The following is a 17,602-nucleotide window of genomic DNA, read 5'->3' on the forward strand; positions in this document are numbered from 1 at the left end:
TCCCTGGCCGCTCACACCCGGGCAGGCCATCGCCGATAATGCGCGCATGGACACCCTGCGCATCGCCACCCGCAAGAGCCCGCTCGCCCTGTGGCAGAGCGAACACGTCGCCGCGCGCCTGCGCGCGGCCCATCCGGGCCTGGAGGTGGCGCTGGTGCCGCTGAGCACGCGCGGCGACGAAGTCCTGGACCGCTCGCTGGCGGCGATCGGCGGCAAGGGCCTTTTCTTGAAGGAGCTGGAACTGGCGATGGAGCGCGGCGAGGCCGACTGCGCGGTGCACTCGCTCAAGGACGTGCCGATGGAACTGGAGCCCGGCTTCGTCCTGCCGGCGGTGCTCGAGCGCGCCGATCCGGCCGACGCCTTCGTGAGCAACCGCTTCGATGGCCTGGACGCCTTGCCGCACGGGGCGCGGGTGGGTACGTCCTCTTTGCGCCGGCAGGCGCAGCTGCGCGCGCATCGGCCGGACCTGGAGCTGCGCGACCTGCGCGGCAACGTCAACACCCGCCTGGCCAAGCTGGATGCCGGCGAGTACGACGCCATCGTCCTGGCCTGTGCCGGGTTGCTGAGGCTGGGCCTGGACGCGCGCATCCGCGCGCGGTTGGCGCCGCCGGAGTGGCTGCCGGCGCCGGCGCAGGCGGTGGTGGCGGCCGAGTGCCGGGCCGGCGATGCGCGCACCATCGCCCTGCTGTCGGTCCTGGAGGATGCCCCGACCCGGATCCGGATCGAGGCCGAGCGCGCGCTCAACCGCGGCCTGCACGGCAGCTGCCACGTGCCGGTGGCCGCCTATGCCGAGCTGGACGGCGACCGGCTGTCGCTGCAGGCGCTGGTCGGCTCGGCCGACGACGGTCGCTCGGTCCGCGCCGCGCGCGAGGGCAGCGCGCACGAACCGGAGGCGCTGGGCCGGGCGCTGGCGGTCGAGCTGCTGGACCGGGGCGCCGGCGAGTTCCTCTGACCTCTCCCGGCTCCTACAGGAGGCGTCGGCGCTACCGGCTCATCGCCAGCCGCCGGCCAGTATCCGTTCGTGCAGCATGCCCGCCAGCACCGAAAGCGCGACCAGCAGCCAGGCCAGCCAGGCGATCTTGGGCAGCAGGTGGGCAGACAGGGCCAGTCCCCAGGGCAGCAGCGTCAGCAGCAGCAGGGTCCAGCCGCGCCCGGACCGGCGCAGGCCGCCGTCGTTCCACCAGCCGGCCAGCAGGAGGCCGGCGCCGGCCGCCCCGAGCAGCGCCAGCGATGGCAAGGGCGCGCCCACGGGCATGGTGCCCGGCCAGTGCAGCGACACCAGGACGAGCAGCAGGGCCATGCCGCCGAGCAGGGCCAGGGCGAGCTGGGTCGGCGCGCCCAGCGACAGGCCGTCGGCGGACTGCCCGGCCTGGCCCAGGCAGCTGGCCAGGGCCAGGGCCGCCAGGCAGGCGATGGCGGCCGACAGGGTGGTCCAGCCGGGCACGGCCGGCGGCCACAGCTGCAGGCCCGCCAGCGAAAGGGTCGCGACCAGGGCCAGGCCCCAGGCCAGCCGCGCCCGGCCCGGCCAGGGCGCCGGCTCGCGCCAGGCGATCAGGGCCGGCGCAGCCAGGAGCAGCAAAAGGCCTGCCAGCGCCAGGCCGCGCAGTTGCAGCGAGGCCAGTTCGCGCAAGGGCCCGGCCCGCCCCAGCAGCAGGGCGATGCTGACCGACAGCCAGACCAGCAGGCCGGCCCCGGCGCCCGCCAGCGCCTGCGAGGCCGCCCGCAGCGGAAGCCGGTGGATGTGGACGGCCGCGGTCATGCCGTCCCCGCGGCCGGGCCGCGTGCGGACGGCCGATGGCTGTGATCCATGGTGGATGGGTTCCCCGATTGGGCGGCGCGTGGGCCGCGATCCCCTGCACGGCGATTCTGCCATCGAGCCGTTGGCTGTCCGGCCGCGCCGGTCGGCTCCTGCGGCCGCCCGTCGCGGCGTACCTGACGTGCCGATCCGTCCAGTTGGCGATCGTCGGCCCGGGACGCTGCCCGCGCGCCCCGGGCCGGGCCATAATCCGGGCATGGACCGCTACGAACGCATCAACGCCCTGCATCGCATCCTCAAGGCCGCGCGCTATCCGGTGACGGTGCCGCGGCTGCAGGAGGAGCTGGGCTGCTCGCGCGCCACCGTCTACCGCGACCTGGCTTTCCTGCGCGATGCGCTGATGGCGCCGGTGGAGGGCGACGGCGAGGCCGGGTTCCGCTACGCGGCCGGCGAGAGCGACCGTTTCGAACTGCCGGGGCTGTGGCTCAGTTCCGAGGAACTGCACGCCCTGCTGGCCTCGCAGCAGCTGCTCAAGCGCACCGGCGGCGGGGTGCTGTCGACGGTGCTGGCGCCGTTGCAGCAGAGGATCGAGGGCCTGCTCGCGGCGCAGGCCGGGGCCAGCCACTGGCCGGTGGAGCGGGTGCGGGTGATCCCGCACCGTGGGCGGCGGCTGGACGAGGCCAGTTTCCGCACGGTGGCCTCGGCGGTGCTGGAGCGGCGGCGGCTGGCGTTCGAGTACCGGGCGCGCTCGACCGACGAGACCACCCGGCGCAAGGTTTCGCCGCAGAGGATCACCCACTACCGCGACAACTGGTACCTGGACGCCTGGGACCACGAGCGCGAGGCCCTGCGCAGCTTCGCGGTGGACCGGGTGGTGCAGGCGCGGTTGCTGGACGAGCCGGCGCAGGACCTGGAGGAAGGGGTGCTGGATCAGCACCTGGCCTCCAGTTACGGGATCTTCTCGGGCGAGCCGAAGGGCTGGGCGACGATCGTGTTCAGCCCGAAGGTGGCGCGCTGGGTGGCCGACGAGCACTGGCACTCCAAGCAGCAGGGGCGTTTCCTGGCCGATGGCCGCTACGAGCTGAAGCTGCCCTACAGCGTGCCGCGCGAGCTGCTGATGGACGTGCTGCACTATGGCGCGGACGCGGAGATCGTCGAGCCGGCGATGCTGCGCGAACAGGCCAAGTCGCATCTGGCACTGGCCCTGGCGCAGTACGACCGCTGAGGTGGCGCTCGCCTGATCGCAGCCCGTGAGATGACCCGCCCGCACCCTGCGGCTCCAATCCGAGGAGTCGCCGTCATGTCGATCTGGTCGCCCACGCCTGCCGCCTGTGCCCGTCCCGCCGACCGCCTGGCCGGCCTGCCCGATCCGGCGCTGGAGCGCCTGCTGCGCCGCTGGCTCGGCTGCGGCCTGCTGGCGGTGTGCCTGGTGCCGGCCCTGCGCGGCTCCAGCGAGTGGATCGGCTGGTGGCCGATGTGGCTGGTCGGGATGCCGCTGGCGGCCTGGTGGGCCTTGCATCGCTTCCAGCTGCCGCAGGCCACGGCCACGGTGCTGGCGCGGGGCATGCGCCGGCTGCGGCCGCACCGGCAGGCCCGCCGGCGCCGGCCGCCGGCCGCGCCGGGACTGCGCCGGCGCGCTGCCTGAGGGGGCAGGGCGGGCCCGCCCGCGGGCCTGACCATCGGCAGGGGGAGCGGTCCGCCCGCCTGTGCTAGCGTCATCGGCTGTCCAATGTTTCCGGAGCAACCGATGTCGCGTCTTGCCCAGGCCTGCCTGTTCGCGGGTCTCATCGCCGCCGGTGCGGCCCATGCCCAGGAGCCGACCGTGGCCGACGACCCCTACCAGTGGCTCGAGGACGTGACCGGCGACAAGCCGCTGGACTGGGTGCGGGCGCAGAACGCCAGGACCGACGCCGCCCTGGCCTCGACCCCCGAGTTCAAGGCGATGGAGGCCGGCATCCGCGAGGTGCTCGACTCGGACGCCAAGATCCCCGGGGTGCAGAAGATCGGCGCGTACTACTACAACTTCTGGAAGGACCGGAACCACGAGCGCGGCATCTGGCGCCGGACCACGCTGGAGGAGTACCGCAAGCCGAACCCGGCCTGGGAGACCATCCTCGACCTGGACGCGCTGAACAAGGCCGAGGGCGAGAACTGGGTCTGGCACGGCGCCGACTGCCTGCGCCCGGCCTACGCGCGCTGCCTGATCGCCTTGTCGCGCGGCGGCGCCGACGCCGACGTCACCCGCGAGTTCGACCTGGAGAACAAGGCCTGGATCCAGGGCGGCTTCTTCCGTCCCGAGGCCAAGGGCGGGCTGGGCTGGATCGACCAGGACAACGTCTACGTGTTCACCGACTTCGGCGCCGGCTCGATGACCGAGTCGGGCTACCCGCGCGTGGTCAAGCGCTGGAAGCGCGGCACCCCGCTGGAATCGGCCCAGGTGGTGTACGAAGGCAAGGCCGACGACATGTACATCGCCGCCTTCCACGACGACACCCCCGGCTTCGAGCGCGACTTCGTCAGCCGCACCCTGGCCTTCTACAACGACGAGCTGTACCTGGCCGGCAAGGACGGTGACCTGGCCAAGGTCGACGTGCCCAATTCGGCCAACAAGGGGGTCAAGCGCGAATGGCTGACCCTGGAGCTGCGCGAGCCGTGGACTGTGGGCGGCAGGACGTACGCGGCCGGCTCGCTGCTGGCGGCGAAGTTCGACGACTTCATGGCCGGCGAGCGCGATTTCGAGGTGCTGTTCGAGCCGACCGAGCGCAGCTCGCTGGCCAGCTTCAGCTGGACCCGCTCGCACCTGGTGCTGAACGTGCTGGAGGACGTGAAGAACCGCCTGTCCGTGCTCACCCCCGGCAAGGACGGCTGGGCCCGCAGCGAATTCACCGGCGCGCCGGCGTTCGGCACCCTGGGCGTGTCGGCGGTGGACAGCGACGAGTCCGACGCGGTCTGGCTGACCGCCACCGACTACCTGACCCCGAGCACCCTGTCGCTGGCCGACATCGGCAAGCAGCCGGAACAGCTGAAGGCGATGCCGGCGTTCTTCGATGGTTCCAAGGACGTGATCGAGCAGCACTTCGCCACCAGCAAGGACGGCACCCGGGTGCCGTACTTCCTGGTCCGGCCGAAGGCGCTGGCGCCCGGCGGCAAGACCCCGACCCTGCTGTACGGCTACGGCGGCTTCGAGATCTCGCTGACCCCCGGCTACTCCGGCGGCCTCGGCCGGGCCTGGCTGGAGCGCGGCGGCGTGTACGCGGTGGCCAACATCCGCGGCGGCGGCGAGTACGGCCCGCGCTGGCACCAGGCCGCGCTCAAGGCCAACCGGCACAAGGCCTACGAGGACATGGCCGCGGTCGCCCAGGACCTGGTCAAGCGCGGCATCACCTCGCCGGCGCACCTGGGCGTGCAGGGCGGCAGCAACGGCGGCCTGCTCACCGGCAACATGCTCACCCAGTACCCGGAGCTGTTCGGCGCGGTGGTGGTGCAGGTGCCGCTGCTGGACATGAAGCGCTACAACAAGCTGCTGGCCGGCGCCTCGTGGATGGCCGAGTACGGCAACCCGGACACCGCCGACTGGGAGTTCATCAAGACCTTCTCGCCCTACCACCTGTTCGACCCGAAGAAGGAATATCCGCCGGTGATCTTCCTCACCTCCACCCGCGACGACCGGGTCCACCCGGGCCACGCGCGCAAGATGGCGGCGAAGATGATCGAGGCCGGCAAGGACGTGACCTACTACGAGAACATCGAGGGCGGCCACGGCGGCGCGGCCAACAACGCCCAGGCCGCGCACATGTCGGCGCTGGCCTACGCCTTCCTCTGGCAGCGGCTCGGCGGCCAGGCCGCGGGCGCCGCGGCCGGCGCGAAGAAGTAACGAGGTACCCCGCGCCCCCGGTCCTGGCGGGGGCGCCGCTTTCGGGCGTCGCCTCCCCGTGCCGGGCTATGGCCGGTTCGGAGGCGTCGCCAGGCCCGGCGCGGTGGACGCTGCCGGCGGCTGGATTTCCCACCCGGAACCCCGATCCATGAGAATGCCCCTCCCGCTCGCCCTCGCCGTGCTGATGACCACCACCGCTCCTTCCGCTTCCGCCGCCGACCCGACCCCGCCCGACGTGGCGCGCAAGCCGCACACGGTGACCGCCCCGTTCGGCGCCAGCCGCCAGGACGACTACTACTGGCTGCGCGACGACGCGCGCGAGGACAAGGCGATGCTCGGCTACCTGGAGGCCGAGAACGCCTACGCCGATGCGCTGATGGCGCCGCTGCGGCCGCTGCAGGAGCAGCTGTACGGGGAGATCGTCGGCCGGATCAAGCAGGACGACAGCTCGGTGCCCTACCGCGACCGCGGCTGGTGGTACTACAGCCGCTACGAGAGCGGCAAGGACTACCCGGTGCACGCGCGGCGCAAGGACGCCGCCGGGGTGGACGCACTGTCGATCCAGGCGGCGAACGCCAAGGGCGACTTCAACGGCGAGCAGGTCCTGCTGGACCTCAACGTCATGGCCGCCGGCAAGGGCTACTTCGGCGTGGACGACTACGAGGTCAGCCCGGACAACCGGATCCTGGCCTGGGCCGAGGACGACGTCGGCCGCCGCCAGTACACGATCCGTTTCCGCGACCTGGAGACCGGCAAGGACTATCCGGACGCGATCCCTGGCGTGTCCGCCAACGTGGTCTGGGCCGATGACAACCGCACCCTGTTCTACGTCGAGAACGACCCGGAAACGCTGCTGACCGTGCGGGTGAAGAAGCACGTGCTCGGCACTCCGGTGGCGCAGGACGTGCTGGTGTACGAGGAGGAAGACGACAGCTTCTACATGGGTATCGGCCGCACCCGCGACGAGAAGTTCATCACCATTGGCGTCGAGAGCACGGTCTCGTCCGAGCTGCGCTATGCGCCGGCGGCCGATCCGCAGGCGTTCACCGTGCTGGCCCCGCGCCAGCGCGATGTGGAGTACGACGCCGACCACCTCGGCGGCCGCTGGGTGATCCGCACCAATGCCGACGGCGCCACCAACTTCAAGCTGGCCACCGCGCCCAGCGACGCGACCTCGCGCGCGCAGTGGCGCGACTGGCTGGCCCACGACCCGCAGGTGTTCATCGAGGGCTACGAGCTGTTCGACGGCTTCACCGCCATCGCCGAGCGCTCCGGCGGGCTGGAGCGGATCCGCCTGGCCAAGCTCGACGGGAACGGCGGCATCGCCAGCCAGGAGTACGTGGCCGCCGACGAGCCGGCCTATTCGATGGGCCTGGCCGCCAACCCGGAGCCGGACAGCCCCTGGCTGCGCTATGGCTACACCTCGCTGGCCACCCCGGCCACCACCTACGAACTGAACATGGCCACCGGCGAGCGCCGCCTGCTCAAGCAGCAGCCGGTGCCCGGCTACGACCCGTCGAAGTACGTGACCGAGCGGGTCTGGATCGAGGCCCGCGACGGGGTGAAGGTGCCGGTGTCGCTGGTCTACCGGCAGGGCTTCGTCAAGGACGGCACCGCGCCGCTGTTCCAGTACGCCTACGGCAGCTACGGCATCTCGATGGACCCGGGCTTCAACGGCCCGGTGGTGAGCCTGCTCGACCGCGGCGTGGTCTACGCCATCGCCCACATCCGCGGCGGCCAGGAGATGGGCCGGCAGTGGTACGAGGACGGCAAGCTGCTGCGCAAGCAGAACACCTTCAACGACTTCGTCGACGTCACCCGCGGGCTGGTGGCGCAGGGCTACGCGGCCAAGGACCGGGTGGCGGCGATGGGCGGCAGCGCCGGCGGCCTGCTGATGGGCGCGGTGGCCAACCAGGCGCCGGGCGACTACCGGGCGATGGTGGCGCAGGTGCCGTTCGTGGACGTGGTCACGACCATGCTCGACGCCTCGATTCCGCTGACCACCAACGAATACGACGAGTGGGGCAACCCGGAGCAGAAGCCGTTCTACGACTACATGCTCTCGTACTCGCCCTACGACAACGTCGCCGCGCAGGCGTATCCGGCGCTGTTCGTCGGCACCGGGCTGTGGGATTCGCAGGTGCAGTACTGGGAGCCGGCCAAGTGGGTGGCGAAGCTGCGCGACGTGAACACCGGCACGCATCCGGTCCTGTTCCGCACCAACATGGAAGCGGGCCACGGCGGCAAGTCCGGCCGATTCCGCCGATTCCGCGAGCAGGCCGAGTACTACGCCTTCGTCCTCGACCAGCTGGGCGTGCGCGAGGCGCCCTGACCCCGGCGTTTCGCGTCCCGCAACCGCGCCATCCACGCCTCCGATCGCATCGATCCTCCATTCCGATGTCGCCGCAGCGGCCGGCCCGCCTATGATGGCGGCGATGAGCGATCGACACCGCTTCCGCTGGGCATGGTGGCTGCTGGCCTACGCCAGCCTGGGCGTGGGCATCGTCGGCATCTTCCTGCCCGGCCTGCCGACCACGGTGTTCATCCTGATCGCGGCCTGGGCCGCGGCGCGCGGATCGGAGCGCCTGGAGCAGCGCCTGCTGGCCGATCCGCGCTTCGGCCCGGTGATCCGGGCCTGGCGCGCACACCGGGCGGTGCCGCGGCGGGCGAAGTGGGCGGCGACCTGGGCGATGCTGGCCTGCGCGGCGATCCTGCTGGCGGTGATGGTGGCCGTGCCCTCGCACCGGGTCTGGATGGTGGCCCTGCCGATCGGCTGCATGGCCGTGGTCGGCACCTGGCTGTGGCTGCGTCCCGAGCCGCCGCCCGATCCCCTCTAGGCGCCGGCTGCACACGGTGCCCGGGCATGGCCTCGCTATACTTCCGGCCATGAACGCCAAGCCGATCGTTTCCGCCGTCGCAACCGCCCTGCTGCTCGCCGCCTGCGGCAACAAGGGCCCTTTGGTGATGCCGCAGAAGCCGGTCCCGGTGGAGCAGCCGGCTCCGGCCGCGCCCGCTTCCGGAACCGAAGCGCCGGCACAGCCGGCCGAACCGCTGCCGGCCCCGCCTGCCGGCGGCGACCCGTCCGATGGCTGAGACCCTGCATTTCAGCAAGATGCACGGGGCGGGCAACGACTTCGTCGTGCTCGACCTGCGCGGGGGACTGCGACCGCCCGATGCGGTCCTGGCCGCGCGCCTGGCCGACCGCCACCGCGGCGTCGGCTGCGACCAGATCCTGACCATCGAGCCGCCACGCAGCGCCGGCGCGGTGGCCGCCTACGGGATCTGGAACGCCGACGGCAGCCCCGCCGGCCAGTGCGGCAACGGCGCGCGCTGCGTCGCCGCCTGGCTGGTGCGCGACGGCGCGGCCCGCGGCCCGCGCTTCGTCGTCGACAGCCCGGCGGGCACGCACCAGGTCGGCAACCTCGGCGGCGGCCGCTATTCGATCGGCATGGGCGTGCCGCGGCTGGAGCCGGCGCAGGTGCCGTTGGCCGGCTTCGACGTCCCCCAACCCGAATACGCACTGGACGTGTCCGGCCGCAACCTGCGTTTCGGCGCGGTGTCGATGGGCAATCCGCACGCGGTGATCGAGGTCGCGGACGTCGACGCGGCGCAGGTCGCGGTCATCGGGCCGGCCCTGCAGGCGTCGGCGGCGTTCCCGCAGTCGGTCAACGTCGGTTTCGCCCAGGTGCTGGCGCCGGACCATGTCCGCCTGCGGGTCTACGAGCGCGGCGCCGGCGAGACCCTGGCCTGCGGCAGCGGCGCCTGCGCGGCGCTGGTGGCGCTGGTGCGGCGCGGGCGGATCGCGCGCGAGGCGACGGTGTCCTTGCCCGGCGGCGACCTGCGCATCGGCTGGGCCGACGACGGCGCCGAAGTGATCATGGCCGGACCGGCCGCATTCGTGTTCGAAGGGGAATGGCAGGCATGAGCGACGAGCTTCGGGAAAAGCAGGGACAGGACAAGCACGGCGCGCACGAGGTCGCGGCCTGGCTGCGCCGGCACCCGGGCTTCCTCAAGCAGTTCCCGGACCTGGCCCTGAGCCTGGTGGTGCCGCGCGACGACGGCCGCACCGCGTCGCTGGCCAGCTACCAGCTGGAGGTGCTGCGCGACAAGAACCGCGAGCTGTCGCGGCGGCTGGCCGAGCTGTCGGCCAACGCCCAGGTCAACGAGCGGCTGGCGGTGCGTACCCACCAGCTGACCCTGTCGCTGATGCGCCAGACCAGCTACGCCGACACCCTGCGGGCGATGGCGGCCTCGCTGGCCGAGGATTTCAACGGCGACCTGGTGCGGGTGGTCTCGTTCCGGCCGGTGGCGGGAATGGAGGACGCGGACTGGCTGCAGGTGCGCGGCGAAGGCGAGCCGGAGATCGATCCGTTCCGCGACGCCCTGCGCGACGGCGAGCCGTTGTGCGGCCGCCTGCAGGCGGAGAAGAACGCCCTGCTCTACGGGGTGCGGCAGGAGGAGGTACAGTCCAGCGCCCTGCTGGCGCTGAGCGGGGTCGGCCTGGTCGCGGTCGGCAGCCACGACCCGAACCGGTTCTATCCCGGCATGGGCACCCTGTTCCTGCGGATGATGGGCGAGGCGCTGGTGGTGGCTTTGCAGCGCTTCGACGACTGAGCGGCGGTTCGATCCGCGCGTTCGCGACGATGAGCCACGGCATCGAAGCCTTCCTCGAACACCTGCAGGTGGAGCGCGCGGTCTCCGCGCACACCCTCGATGCCTACCGCCGCGACCTGGAAGCCCTGCGCGACTGGGCGCAGGGCCGGGGTGCGGGCGAGGTGGCAAGCCTGGATGGCGAAGCCCTGCGCGCGTTCGTGGCCGCCGAGCACCGCCGCGGACTGTCGCCCAGGAGCCTGCAAAGGCGCCTGTCGGCCTGCCGCAGCTACTACGCCTGGCTGCTGAAGAACGGCGCGATCCCGGCCAGCCCCGCCGCGGGCCTGCGCGCGCCGAAGGCGCAGCGCAGGCTGCCGCAGGTGCTGGACGTGGACGAGGCGGTGCGCCTGGTGGAAGTGCCGACCGACGCGCCGCTGGGCCTGCGCGACCGTGCCCTGCTGGAGCTTTTCTATTCCTCCGGCCTGCGCCTGAGCGAACTGTGCGCCCTGCGCTGGCGCGACCTGCAGGCGGAGGAGGGCCTGGTCACGGTCCTGGGCAAGGGCGGCAAGCAGCGCCAGGTGCCGGTCGGCTCGCACGCGCGCCGCGCCCTGGGCGAATGGCGCGCCTCCACCGGCGCCGGCGCCGGCGCGGACGATTTCGTATTCCCCGGGCGCGGCGGTGGCGCCATCGGCCAGCGCGCGGTGCAGGTGCGGATCCGCCAGCTGGCCGTGCGCCAGGGCCTGTTCAAGCACGTGCATCCGCACATGCTGCGGCACAGTTTCGCCAGCCACGTGCTGGAGTCCTCCGGCGACCTGCGCGGGGTGCAGGAACTGCTCGGCCACGCCTACATCGCCACCACCCAGATCTACACCCACCTGGACTTCCAGCACCTGGCCAAGGTCTACGACGCCGCGCATCCGCGGGCGAAGCGGAAGAAGGCTGGCGCCTGACCCCGTCGTCCCGGCGAACGCCGGGACGACGACAGCTGGGCCTTGATCGCTTGCCCGCCCGTCCCCAGATCGGCGGGACAGCTCACCGGAGGCCGCATGGGCCCCAGCCAGAATCCCAACGTGTTCCACGCCACCACCATCGTCTGCGTCCGCCGCGGCGACAAGGTGGCCATCGCCGGCGACGGCCAGGTCACCCTCGGCCACACCGTGATGAAGGGCAACGCGCGCAAGGTCCGGCGGCTCGGCCGCGACGGCCAGGTGCTGGCCGGCTTCGCCGGCGCGGCGGCCGACGCCTTCACCCTGTTCGAACTGTTCGAGGCCAAGCTCGAGAAGCACGGCCAGCTGACCCGCGCCGCGGTGGAACTGGCCAAGGACTGGCGCACCGAGCGCCGCCTCGGCAAGCTCGAGGCCCTGCTCGCCGTGGCCGATCGCGAGACCTCGCTGGTCATCAGCGGCACCGGCGACGTGATCGAGCCGGAGGACGGGATCATCGCCATCGGCTCCGGCGGCAGCTACGCGCTGTCGGCCGCCCGCGCCCTGCTCGCGCATACCCAGCTCGACGCCCGTACCATCGCCACCGAGGCGATCGGCATCGCCGGCGACATCTGCATCTACACCAACCGCAACGTAGTGGTGGAGGAACTCTGATGAACGATACCGCTTCCTCGACCATGACCCCGCGCGAGATCGTGCAGGAACTGGACCGCCACATCGTCGGCCAGCACGCGGCCAAGCGCGCGGTCGCGATCGCCCTGCGCAACCGCTGGCGGCGCATGCAGCTCGATCCGGAGCTGCGCAACGAGGTGATGCCCAAGAACATCCTGATGATCGGCCCCACCGGCGTGGGCAAGACCGAGATCGCCCGGCGCCTGGCCACGCTGGCGAACGCTCCGTTCGTCAAGGTCGAGGCCACCCGCTTCACCGAGGTCGGCTACGTTGGCAAGGACGTGGAGCAGATCGTGCGCGACCTGGCCGACACCGCGGTGAAGATGTACCGCGAGCAGGCCAAGGCCAGGGTGCGGCTGCAGGCCGAGGAACGCGCCGAGGAGCGCATCCTCGACGCCTTGCTGCCGCGCCGCTCGGCACCGACCATGGGCTTCGGCGCCGACGTGGCCGAGGTCCAGGTCTCCGGCCCCGAGGATTCCACCCGGGCCAAGTTCAGGAAGATGTTGCGCGCCGGCGAGCTGGACGAGCGCGAGATCGAACTGGAGCTGGCCGCCAGTGCCGGCGTCGACATCATGACCCCGCCGGGCATGGAGGAAATGGGCCAGCAGCTGCGGCAGATGTTCGCCAACCTCGGCGGCGGCAAGACCCACAAGCGCAGCGTCGGCATCAAGGCCGCCCGTCCCCTGCTGGTCGAGGAAGAGGCCGCGCGCCTGGTCAACGAGGACGACGTCCGCGCCCAGGCGATCGAGGCCTGCGAGCAGCACGGCATCGTCTTCATCGACGAGATCGACAAGGTCGCCAAGCGAAGCGACGCCGGTGTGTCCGGCGGCGACGTCTCGCGCGAGGGCGTGCAGCGCGACCTGCTGCCGCTGGTGGAGGGCTCCAACGTCTCCACCAAGTACGGCACGGTCAAGACCGACCACATCCTGTTCATCGCCTCCGGCGCGTTCCACCTGGCCAAGCCCTCCGACCTGATCCCGGAGCTGCAGGGCCGCTTCCCGATCCGGGTCGAGCTGGGCGCGCTGAGCAAGGACGACTTCGTCCGCATCCTGACCGAACCGAAGGCCGCGCTGACCCGCCAGTACGTGGAGCTGATGGCGACCGAGGGCGTGAAGCTGCAGTTCTCCTCCGACGCGGTCGAGCGCCTGGCCGAGATTGCCGCCCAGGTCAACGAGCGCCAGGAGAACATCGGCGCCCGTCGCCTGCACACCGTGCTCGAGCGCCTGCTCGACACCCTCAGCTACGAGGCGCCCGACAAGGACGGCAGCAGCGTGGCCATCGATCGCGCCTACGTCGATGCCCACCTGGGCGAGCTGGTGCAGGATCCGGATCTGAGCCGCTACATCCTCTGACCCGCAGGCCGCCGCACTCCGGTGCGGTCAATGCCGGTGATCGTCCTCGCCGATGTCCTCGTTCCACACCTGCGGATGGGCGGCGATCCAGTCGCCCAGCATCGCGATGCATTCCGGGTCGGCCAGGTCGACCACCTCCACGCCGTGCTCGCGCAGCCAGTCGTGGCCGCCCTGGAAGTTGGCCGATTCGCCCATCACCACCGTGCCGATCCCGAACTGGCGGACCAGGCCGCTGCAGTACCAGCACGGCGACAGGGTGGTGACCATGATCGTGTCGCGGTAGGAGCGCTGGCGGCCGGCCTTGCGGAAGGCGTCGGTCTCGCCGTGCACCGACGGATCGCCTTCCTGCACCCGACGGTTGTGGCCGCGGCCGAGCAGGGTGCCGTCGCGGGCGAACAGCGCCGCGCCGATCGGGATGCCGCCCTCGGCCAGGCCTTGGCGGGCCTCCTCGACGGCGACAGCGAGCATGGCGCGGTAATCGGGCGTGTCGGTCATGGGAACGTGGGCGTGTCCGTGGGTGGCCCAGCGTACGCCAGCGCGGCGGCTGGGCGCGCGTCCTGCGGGCGCCGGCCCGGCCGATTCCCGCCCGCGGTGCCATAATCGGCGCATGAGCCCAGCCCCCGACAAGCAGTCCCCCTACGAGAGCGGCACCACCCACTTCGGCTTCCGCGACGTCCCGGCCGGGGAGAAGCAGAAGCTGGTCGGCGAGGTGTTCACCTCGGTCGCGCGCAAGTACGACCTGATGAACGACCTGATGAGCCTGGGCATCCACCGGGCCTGGAAGCGCTATTTCACCGCCACCTGCCAGGTGAAGCCGGGCGACCGGGTCCTGGACCTGGCCGGCGGCACCGGCGACATCGCCGCGTTGCTCAAGCCGCGGGTCGGCGCCGACGGCACGATCGTGCTGGGCGACATCAACGCCGGCATGCTCTCGGTCGGCCGCGACCGCCTGACCGACCGCGGCCTGGTCGCCGGCCTGGACTACGTGCAGTGCAACGCCGAGAAGCTGCCGTTTCCGGACGCCAGCTTCGACCTGGTGACCATGGCCTTCGGCCTGCGCAACGTCACCGACAAGGACGCGGCCCTGGGCGAGATCGCGCGGGTGCTGCGGGTCGGCGGGCAGGCGCGGGTGCTGGAGTTCTCGGAGGTGCGGGCCGAGTGGTTCAAGCCGCTCTACGACTTCCACTCGTTCAAGGTCTTGCCGAAGCTGGGCAGCCTGTTCGCCGGCGATCCGGGCAGCTACCGGTACCTGGCCGAGAGCATCCGCAAGCATCCGCCGCAGGAACAGCTGAAGGCGATGATGGAAGAGGCCGGCCTGGCCCGCTGCGGCTACGTGAACATGAGCGCGGGGATCGTCGCGATCCATACCGGCTACAAGGTGTAGGAAAGCAAAGACCCCGGGTCCCGGCGTACGCCGGGACGACGGTGGGCACCAGCGACAGGCCGGGCCGGGCGCCGGGTTACACTTGCAACTTCCCCCGAGCCGTCCCAGGTCCCATGCGCTTTCCCGCTTTCCTGTTCTCCATGGCCATGATCGCCGCCAGCAGCGGCTGCTCCGGCGACCAGGCCGGTCCGGCCGATCCCCAGCCCGCCGCCAAGCCCGCTGCGCCCAAGGCCGCCGCCGCGCCTGCCCGCCGCCACGACGAAAGCTCCTACGCCGAGCCCGACAAGGTCCGGATCACCGACCTGGCGCTGGACCTGAAGCTCGACTTCGATACGAAGCAGCTGGCCGGCACCGCCACCTACACCCTGGACTGGACCGACCCCAAGGCCACCCGGCTCGAACTCGACACCCGCGAGCTGAGCATCGGCCAGGTCGAAGGCGAGGCCGACGGCGCCTGGGCGCCTTTGCAGTACGCCCTGGCCGACGCCGATCCGGTGTTCGGCAGCAAGCTGAGCATCGAGGCGCCGCAGCGCAACGCGAAGATCCGGGTCAGCTACCACACCGCCCCGACCGCCTCCGGCCTGCAGTGGCTGGAGCCGGCGATGACCGAGGGCAAGCAGCTGCCCTTCATGTTCAGCCAGTCGCAGGCGATCCACGCCCGCAGCTGGGTACCCCTGCAGGACACCCCGGGCGTGCGCTTCACCTACAGCGCGCACGTGACCTCGCGGCCGGACGTGATGGTGCTGATGAGCGCCAACAGCGACCCGAAGATGCAGCGCACGGGTGACTACCGCTTCCGCATGGAGCACCCGATCCCGTCCTACCTGCTGGCGATCGCCGCTGGCGACCTGGTGTTCAAGCCCACCGGCGAGCGCAGCGGGATCTGGGCCGAGCCGGCCATGGTCGAGCGCGCCGCGACCGAGTTCGAGGACACCGAGAAGATGATCCAGGCCGCCGAAGGCCTGTACGGCCCGTACCGCTGGGGCCGCTACGACATCCTGGTGCTGCCGCCGTCGTTCCCGTTCGGCGGCATGGAGAACCCGACCCTGACCTTCGCCACCCCGACCGTGATCACCGGCGACAAGTCGCTGGTGTCGCTGATCGCGCACGAGCTGGCGCACAGCTGGTCGGGCAATCTGGTGACCAACGCCAGCTGGAAGGACATCTGGCTCAACGAGGGCTTCACCACCTACGTCCAGGGCCGCATCACCGAGGCCCTGTACGGCGAGGAGATGGCCAACATGGAGCGCCAGATCGACCAGGCCGGGCTCAAGGCCGACCTGGCCGGGATGGGCGAGGAGGACCAGGCCCTGGCCCTGCCGCCGCTGACCGAGCGCGATCCGGACAACGCGCTGAGCCAGGTCGCCTACGTCAAGGGCTCGTGGTTCCTGGAATTCCTGGAGCAGCGCTTCGGCCGCGAGGTGTTCGATCCGTTCCTGCGCGGCTGGTTCGACGACCACGCCTTCCAGAGCGCGGACACCGACCAGTTCGTCGCGTACCTGAAGCAGAACCTGCTGCCGAAGAACCCCAACGCGGTGACCGCCGGGGAACTGGACGCGTGGCTGAACCAGCCGGGCATCCCGGCGTTCGCGCCGCTGTCGCAGTCGCGCACCTTCTCCAACGTCGACACCGCGCGGATCGCCTGGCGCGGCAGCAGCCAGCTGCCCAACCGCCAGGTCACCGACGACTGGGGCACCCAGGCCTGGGTGCACTTCATCGAGGGCATGGGCCAGACCCTCAAGCCCGAGCAGCTCAAGCAGCTGGACGAGGCCTACCACTTCACCGGCACGGCCAACGGCGAGATCGCCATGCGCTGGTACCCGCTGGCGATCCGCAGCGGCTACCTCGAGGCGCGCCCGGCCGCGGGCGAGTTCATCGAGCGCGTGGGCCGGCGCAAGCTGATCATGCCGGTCTACCAGGAACTGGTGCGGACCCCGGACGGGCTGACCTTCGCCCGCGAGGTGTTCGCGCGCGCGCGGCCGGGCTACCACCCGATCACCACCGCTTCGGTGGAGGCGTTGCTGGCCAGGGCCGATGCGGCGAAGCCGGCCACCGCCGAAGCACCGGCAGAGCCGCAGAAGCAGCCGTAAGCCCGCTCCACCGGCGTCGTTCCCGCGCAGGCGGGAACCCAGCGACTCAGGTTCCCGCGGAGCAACAGTCGCTGGATCCCCGCCTGCGCGGGGATGACGGGCATGGACTCCTCCGCGCATTCGCCCTGGAGCATGGCCATGTCCTCTTGTCCGAACCGCAGGCAATTCCCACGTCTGGCCGGCGCCGTGCTGCTGGCCACGGCGGTGCTCACCGTCGCCGCCTGCGGCGACCGCCAGGCCGAGCGCGCCGCCCGGGCTGCGGCCGAAGCCCAGGCCAGGGCCGAGGAGCAGGCGCGGGCGGCCGCCCAGCTGCAGCGCGAGTTCGACGCGGCGGTGGCCGCGAACAACTGGGAGCTGGCGCGGGTGCACGGCGCCGCCCTGCTGGCGCAGTACCCGGACACGCCGGCCGCCGCCGCGGTCGAGCCGGGCCTGGCAGAGGTCACGGCCAAGGCCGAGGCGGCGCGCGAGCAACGTCGCCTGGCCGCGTTGTGGAACTACGCCCGGGTCGCGGCCGGCAAGGGCGAGCAGCGCTCGGCGGCGATCTTCAGCGAGGACCCGGTGGACACCGGCGGCGGCACCGCGGCGACCGTGCAGCTGGTCCTGCGCGACCACCCGGAATGGAAGCGCAGCGCCTACCTGGTCCTGCAGGGCGGCGACTTCGACTGCTACGGCGGCTGCAGGGTCAAGGCGAAGTTCGACGACGCGGCCGCCAGGCCGATGTCGGCGTGGCGGCCGGACACTGACGAGGCCATCGCCATGTTCATCGAGGACCACCGCGGGTTGTGGAAGCAGCTGCGCAAGGCGCGGACCCTGGAGATCGAGTTCCCGGTCAAGGGCGGGCCGGACAAGGCCGGCGGCCGCCGCACCGCGGTGTTCGAGGTCGGCGGCCTGGACGGGACGCAGATGCCGGGCTGGGACTGAGTCGCGGCCGGGCCGTGGT

General features: G+C 71.7%; 17 protein-coding genes. 15 read left to right on the plus strand and 2 right to left on the minus strand.

The window, feature by feature from the left end:
• The first annotated feature begins 46 nt into the window (after positions 1-46).
• On the plus strand, positions 47-952 hold the full coding sequence (hemC, locus tag CSC62_RS02370) for a hydroxymethylbilane synthase (RefSeq protein WP_162404555.1): 906 nt from the start codon (positions 47-49) through the stop codon (positions 950-952).
• Between the two features lie 39 nt (positions 953-991).
• Here the strand turns inward: hemC and CSC62_RS02375 are convergent, their stop codons facing one another.
• Complete coding sequence (locus CSC62_RS02375; RefSeq protein ID WP_162404556.1) at positions 992-1,759, minus strand: hypothetical protein; 768 nt, start codon at positions 1,757-1,759, stop codon at positions 992-994.
• Between the two features lie 253 nt (positions 1,760-2,012).
• Here CSC62_RS02375 and CSC62_RS02380 point away from each other — a divergent pair, with 253 nt between their 5' ends.
• From CSC62_RS02380 to hslU, 11 genes are all read left to right on the plus strand, one after another.
• Complete coding sequence (locus CSC62_RS02380) at positions 2,013-2,981, plus strand: helix-turn-helix transcriptional regulator (RefSeq protein ID WP_162404557.1); 969 nt, start codon at positions 2,013-2,015, stop codon at positions 2,979-2,981.
• A gap of 75 nt (positions 2,982-3,056) precedes the next feature.
• Positions 3,057-3,401 (plus strand): hypothetical protein, encoded by a 345-nt coding sequence (locus CSC62_RS02385; RefSeq protein WP_246194129.1) that lies wholly within the window; start codon positions 3,057-3,059, stop codon positions 3,399-3,401.
• Positions 3,402-3,503: 102 nt separating this feature from the next.
• The gene (locus CSC62_RS02390; RefSeq protein ID WP_162404558.1) at positions 3,504-5,630 is read left to right on the plus strand and encodes a prolyl oligopeptidase family serine peptidase; all 2,127 of its coding nucleotides are present in this window, start codon (positions 3,504-3,506) and stop codon (positions 5,628-5,630) included.
• Positions 5,631-5,778: 148 nt separating this feature from the next.
• Positions 5,779-7,962 (plus strand): S9 family peptidase, encoded by a 2,184-nt coding sequence (locus CSC62_RS02395; RefSeq protein WP_162404559.1) that lies wholly within the window; start codon positions 5,779-5,781, stop codon positions 7,960-7,962.
• Positions 7,963-8,065: 103 nt separating this feature from the next.
• Positions 8,066-8,467 carry a YbaN family protein gene (locus CSC62_RS02400; RefSeq protein WP_162404560.1) on the plus strand — a complete coding sequence of 134 codons (402 nt, stop codon included), beginning with the start codon at positions 8,066-8,068 and terminating at the stop codon, positions 8,465-8,467.
• Between the two features lie 49 nt (positions 8,468-8,516).
• Positions 8,517-8,723, plus strand: coding sequence for an LPS translocon maturation chaperone LptM (gene lptM / locus CSC62_RS02405; protein ID WP_162404561.1), 207 nt, complete (start codon positions 8,517-8,519; stop codon positions 8,721-8,723).
• Positions 8,716-9,555 (plus strand): diaminopimelate epimerase, encoded by an 840-nt coding sequence (gene dapF, locus CSC62_RS02410; RefSeq protein WP_162404562.1) that lies wholly within the window; start codon positions 8,716-8,718, stop codon positions 9,553-9,555. Before lptM ends, dapF begins: the two co-directional genes overlap by 8 nt.
• Complete coding sequence (locus tag CSC62_RS02415) at positions 9,552-10,244, plus strand: DUF484 family protein (RefSeq protein ID WP_162404563.1); 693 nt, start codon at positions 9,552-9,554, stop codon at positions 10,242-10,244. The genes dapF and CSC62_RS02415 overlap by 4 nt, the downstream gene beginning before the upstream one ends.
• Positions 10,245-10,273: 29 nt before the next feature.
• Positions 10,274-11,170, plus strand: coding sequence for a tyrosine recombinase XerC (gene xerC, locus CSC62_RS02420; protein WP_162404564.1), 897 nt, complete (start codon positions 10,274-10,276; stop codon positions 11,168-11,170).
• A 96-nt stretch (positions 11,171-11,266) separates the two neighbouring features.
• Entirely contained in the window at positions 11,267-11,818 is a 552-nt protein-coding gene (gene hslV / locus CSC62_RS02425; RefSeq protein ID WP_162404565.1) for an ATP-dependent protease subunit HslV, read from the plus strand.
• Positions 11,818-13,188 carry an ATP-dependent protease ATPase subunit HslU gene (hslU, locus tag CSC62_RS02430; protein ID WP_162404566.1) on the plus strand — a complete coding sequence of 457 codons (1,371 nt, stop codon included), beginning with the start codon at positions 11,818-11,820 and terminating at the stop codon, positions 13,186-13,188. The genes hslV and hslU overlap by 1 nt, the downstream gene beginning before the upstream one ends.
• A gap of 27 nt (positions 13,189-13,215) precedes the next feature.
• Here the strand turns inward: hslU and CSC62_RS02435 are convergent, their stop codons facing one another.
• Positions 13,216-13,683 carry a nucleoside deaminase gene (locus CSC62_RS02435; protein WP_162404567.1) on the minus strand — a complete coding sequence of 156 codons (468 nt, stop codon included), beginning with the start codon at positions 13,681-13,683 and terminating at the stop codon, positions 13,216-13,218.
• A gap of 112 nt (positions 13,684-13,795) precedes the next feature.
• Here CSC62_RS02435 and ubiE point away from each other — a divergent pair, with 112 nt between their 5' ends.
• The 3 genes from ubiE (at position 13,796) to CSC62_RS02450 (ending at position 17,583) form a co-directional block, all read left to right on the plus strand.
• Positions 13,796-14,572, plus strand: coding sequence for a bifunctional demethylmenaquinone methyltransferase/2-methoxy-6-polyprenyl-1,4-benzoquinol methylase UbiE (ubiE, locus tag CSC62_RS02440; RefSeq protein WP_162404568.1), 777 nt, complete (start codon positions 13,796-13,798; stop codon positions 14,570-14,572).
• A gap of 113 nt (positions 14,573-14,685) precedes the next feature.
• On the plus strand, positions 14,686-16,662 hold the full coding sequence (locus CSC62_RS02445) for a M1 family metallopeptidase (RefSeq protein WP_162404569.1): 1,977 nt from the start codon (positions 14,686-14,688) through the stop codon (positions 16,660-16,662).
• Positions 16,663-16,800: 138 nt separating this feature from the next.
• Entirely contained in the window at positions 16,801-17,583 is a 783-nt protein-coding gene (locus CSC62_RS02450; RefSeq protein WP_211368913.1) for a hypothetical protein, read from the plus strand.
• Positions 17,584-17,602 lie beyond the last annotated feature (19 nt).

Origin of the sequence: Pseudoxanthomonas jiangsuensis, assembly GCF_010093185.1 — a bacterium.
Taxonomy (GTDB): Bacteria; Pseudomonadota; Gammaproteobacteria; order Xanthomonadales; family Xanthomonadaceae; genus Pseudoxanthomonas; species Pseudoxanthomonas jiangsuensis.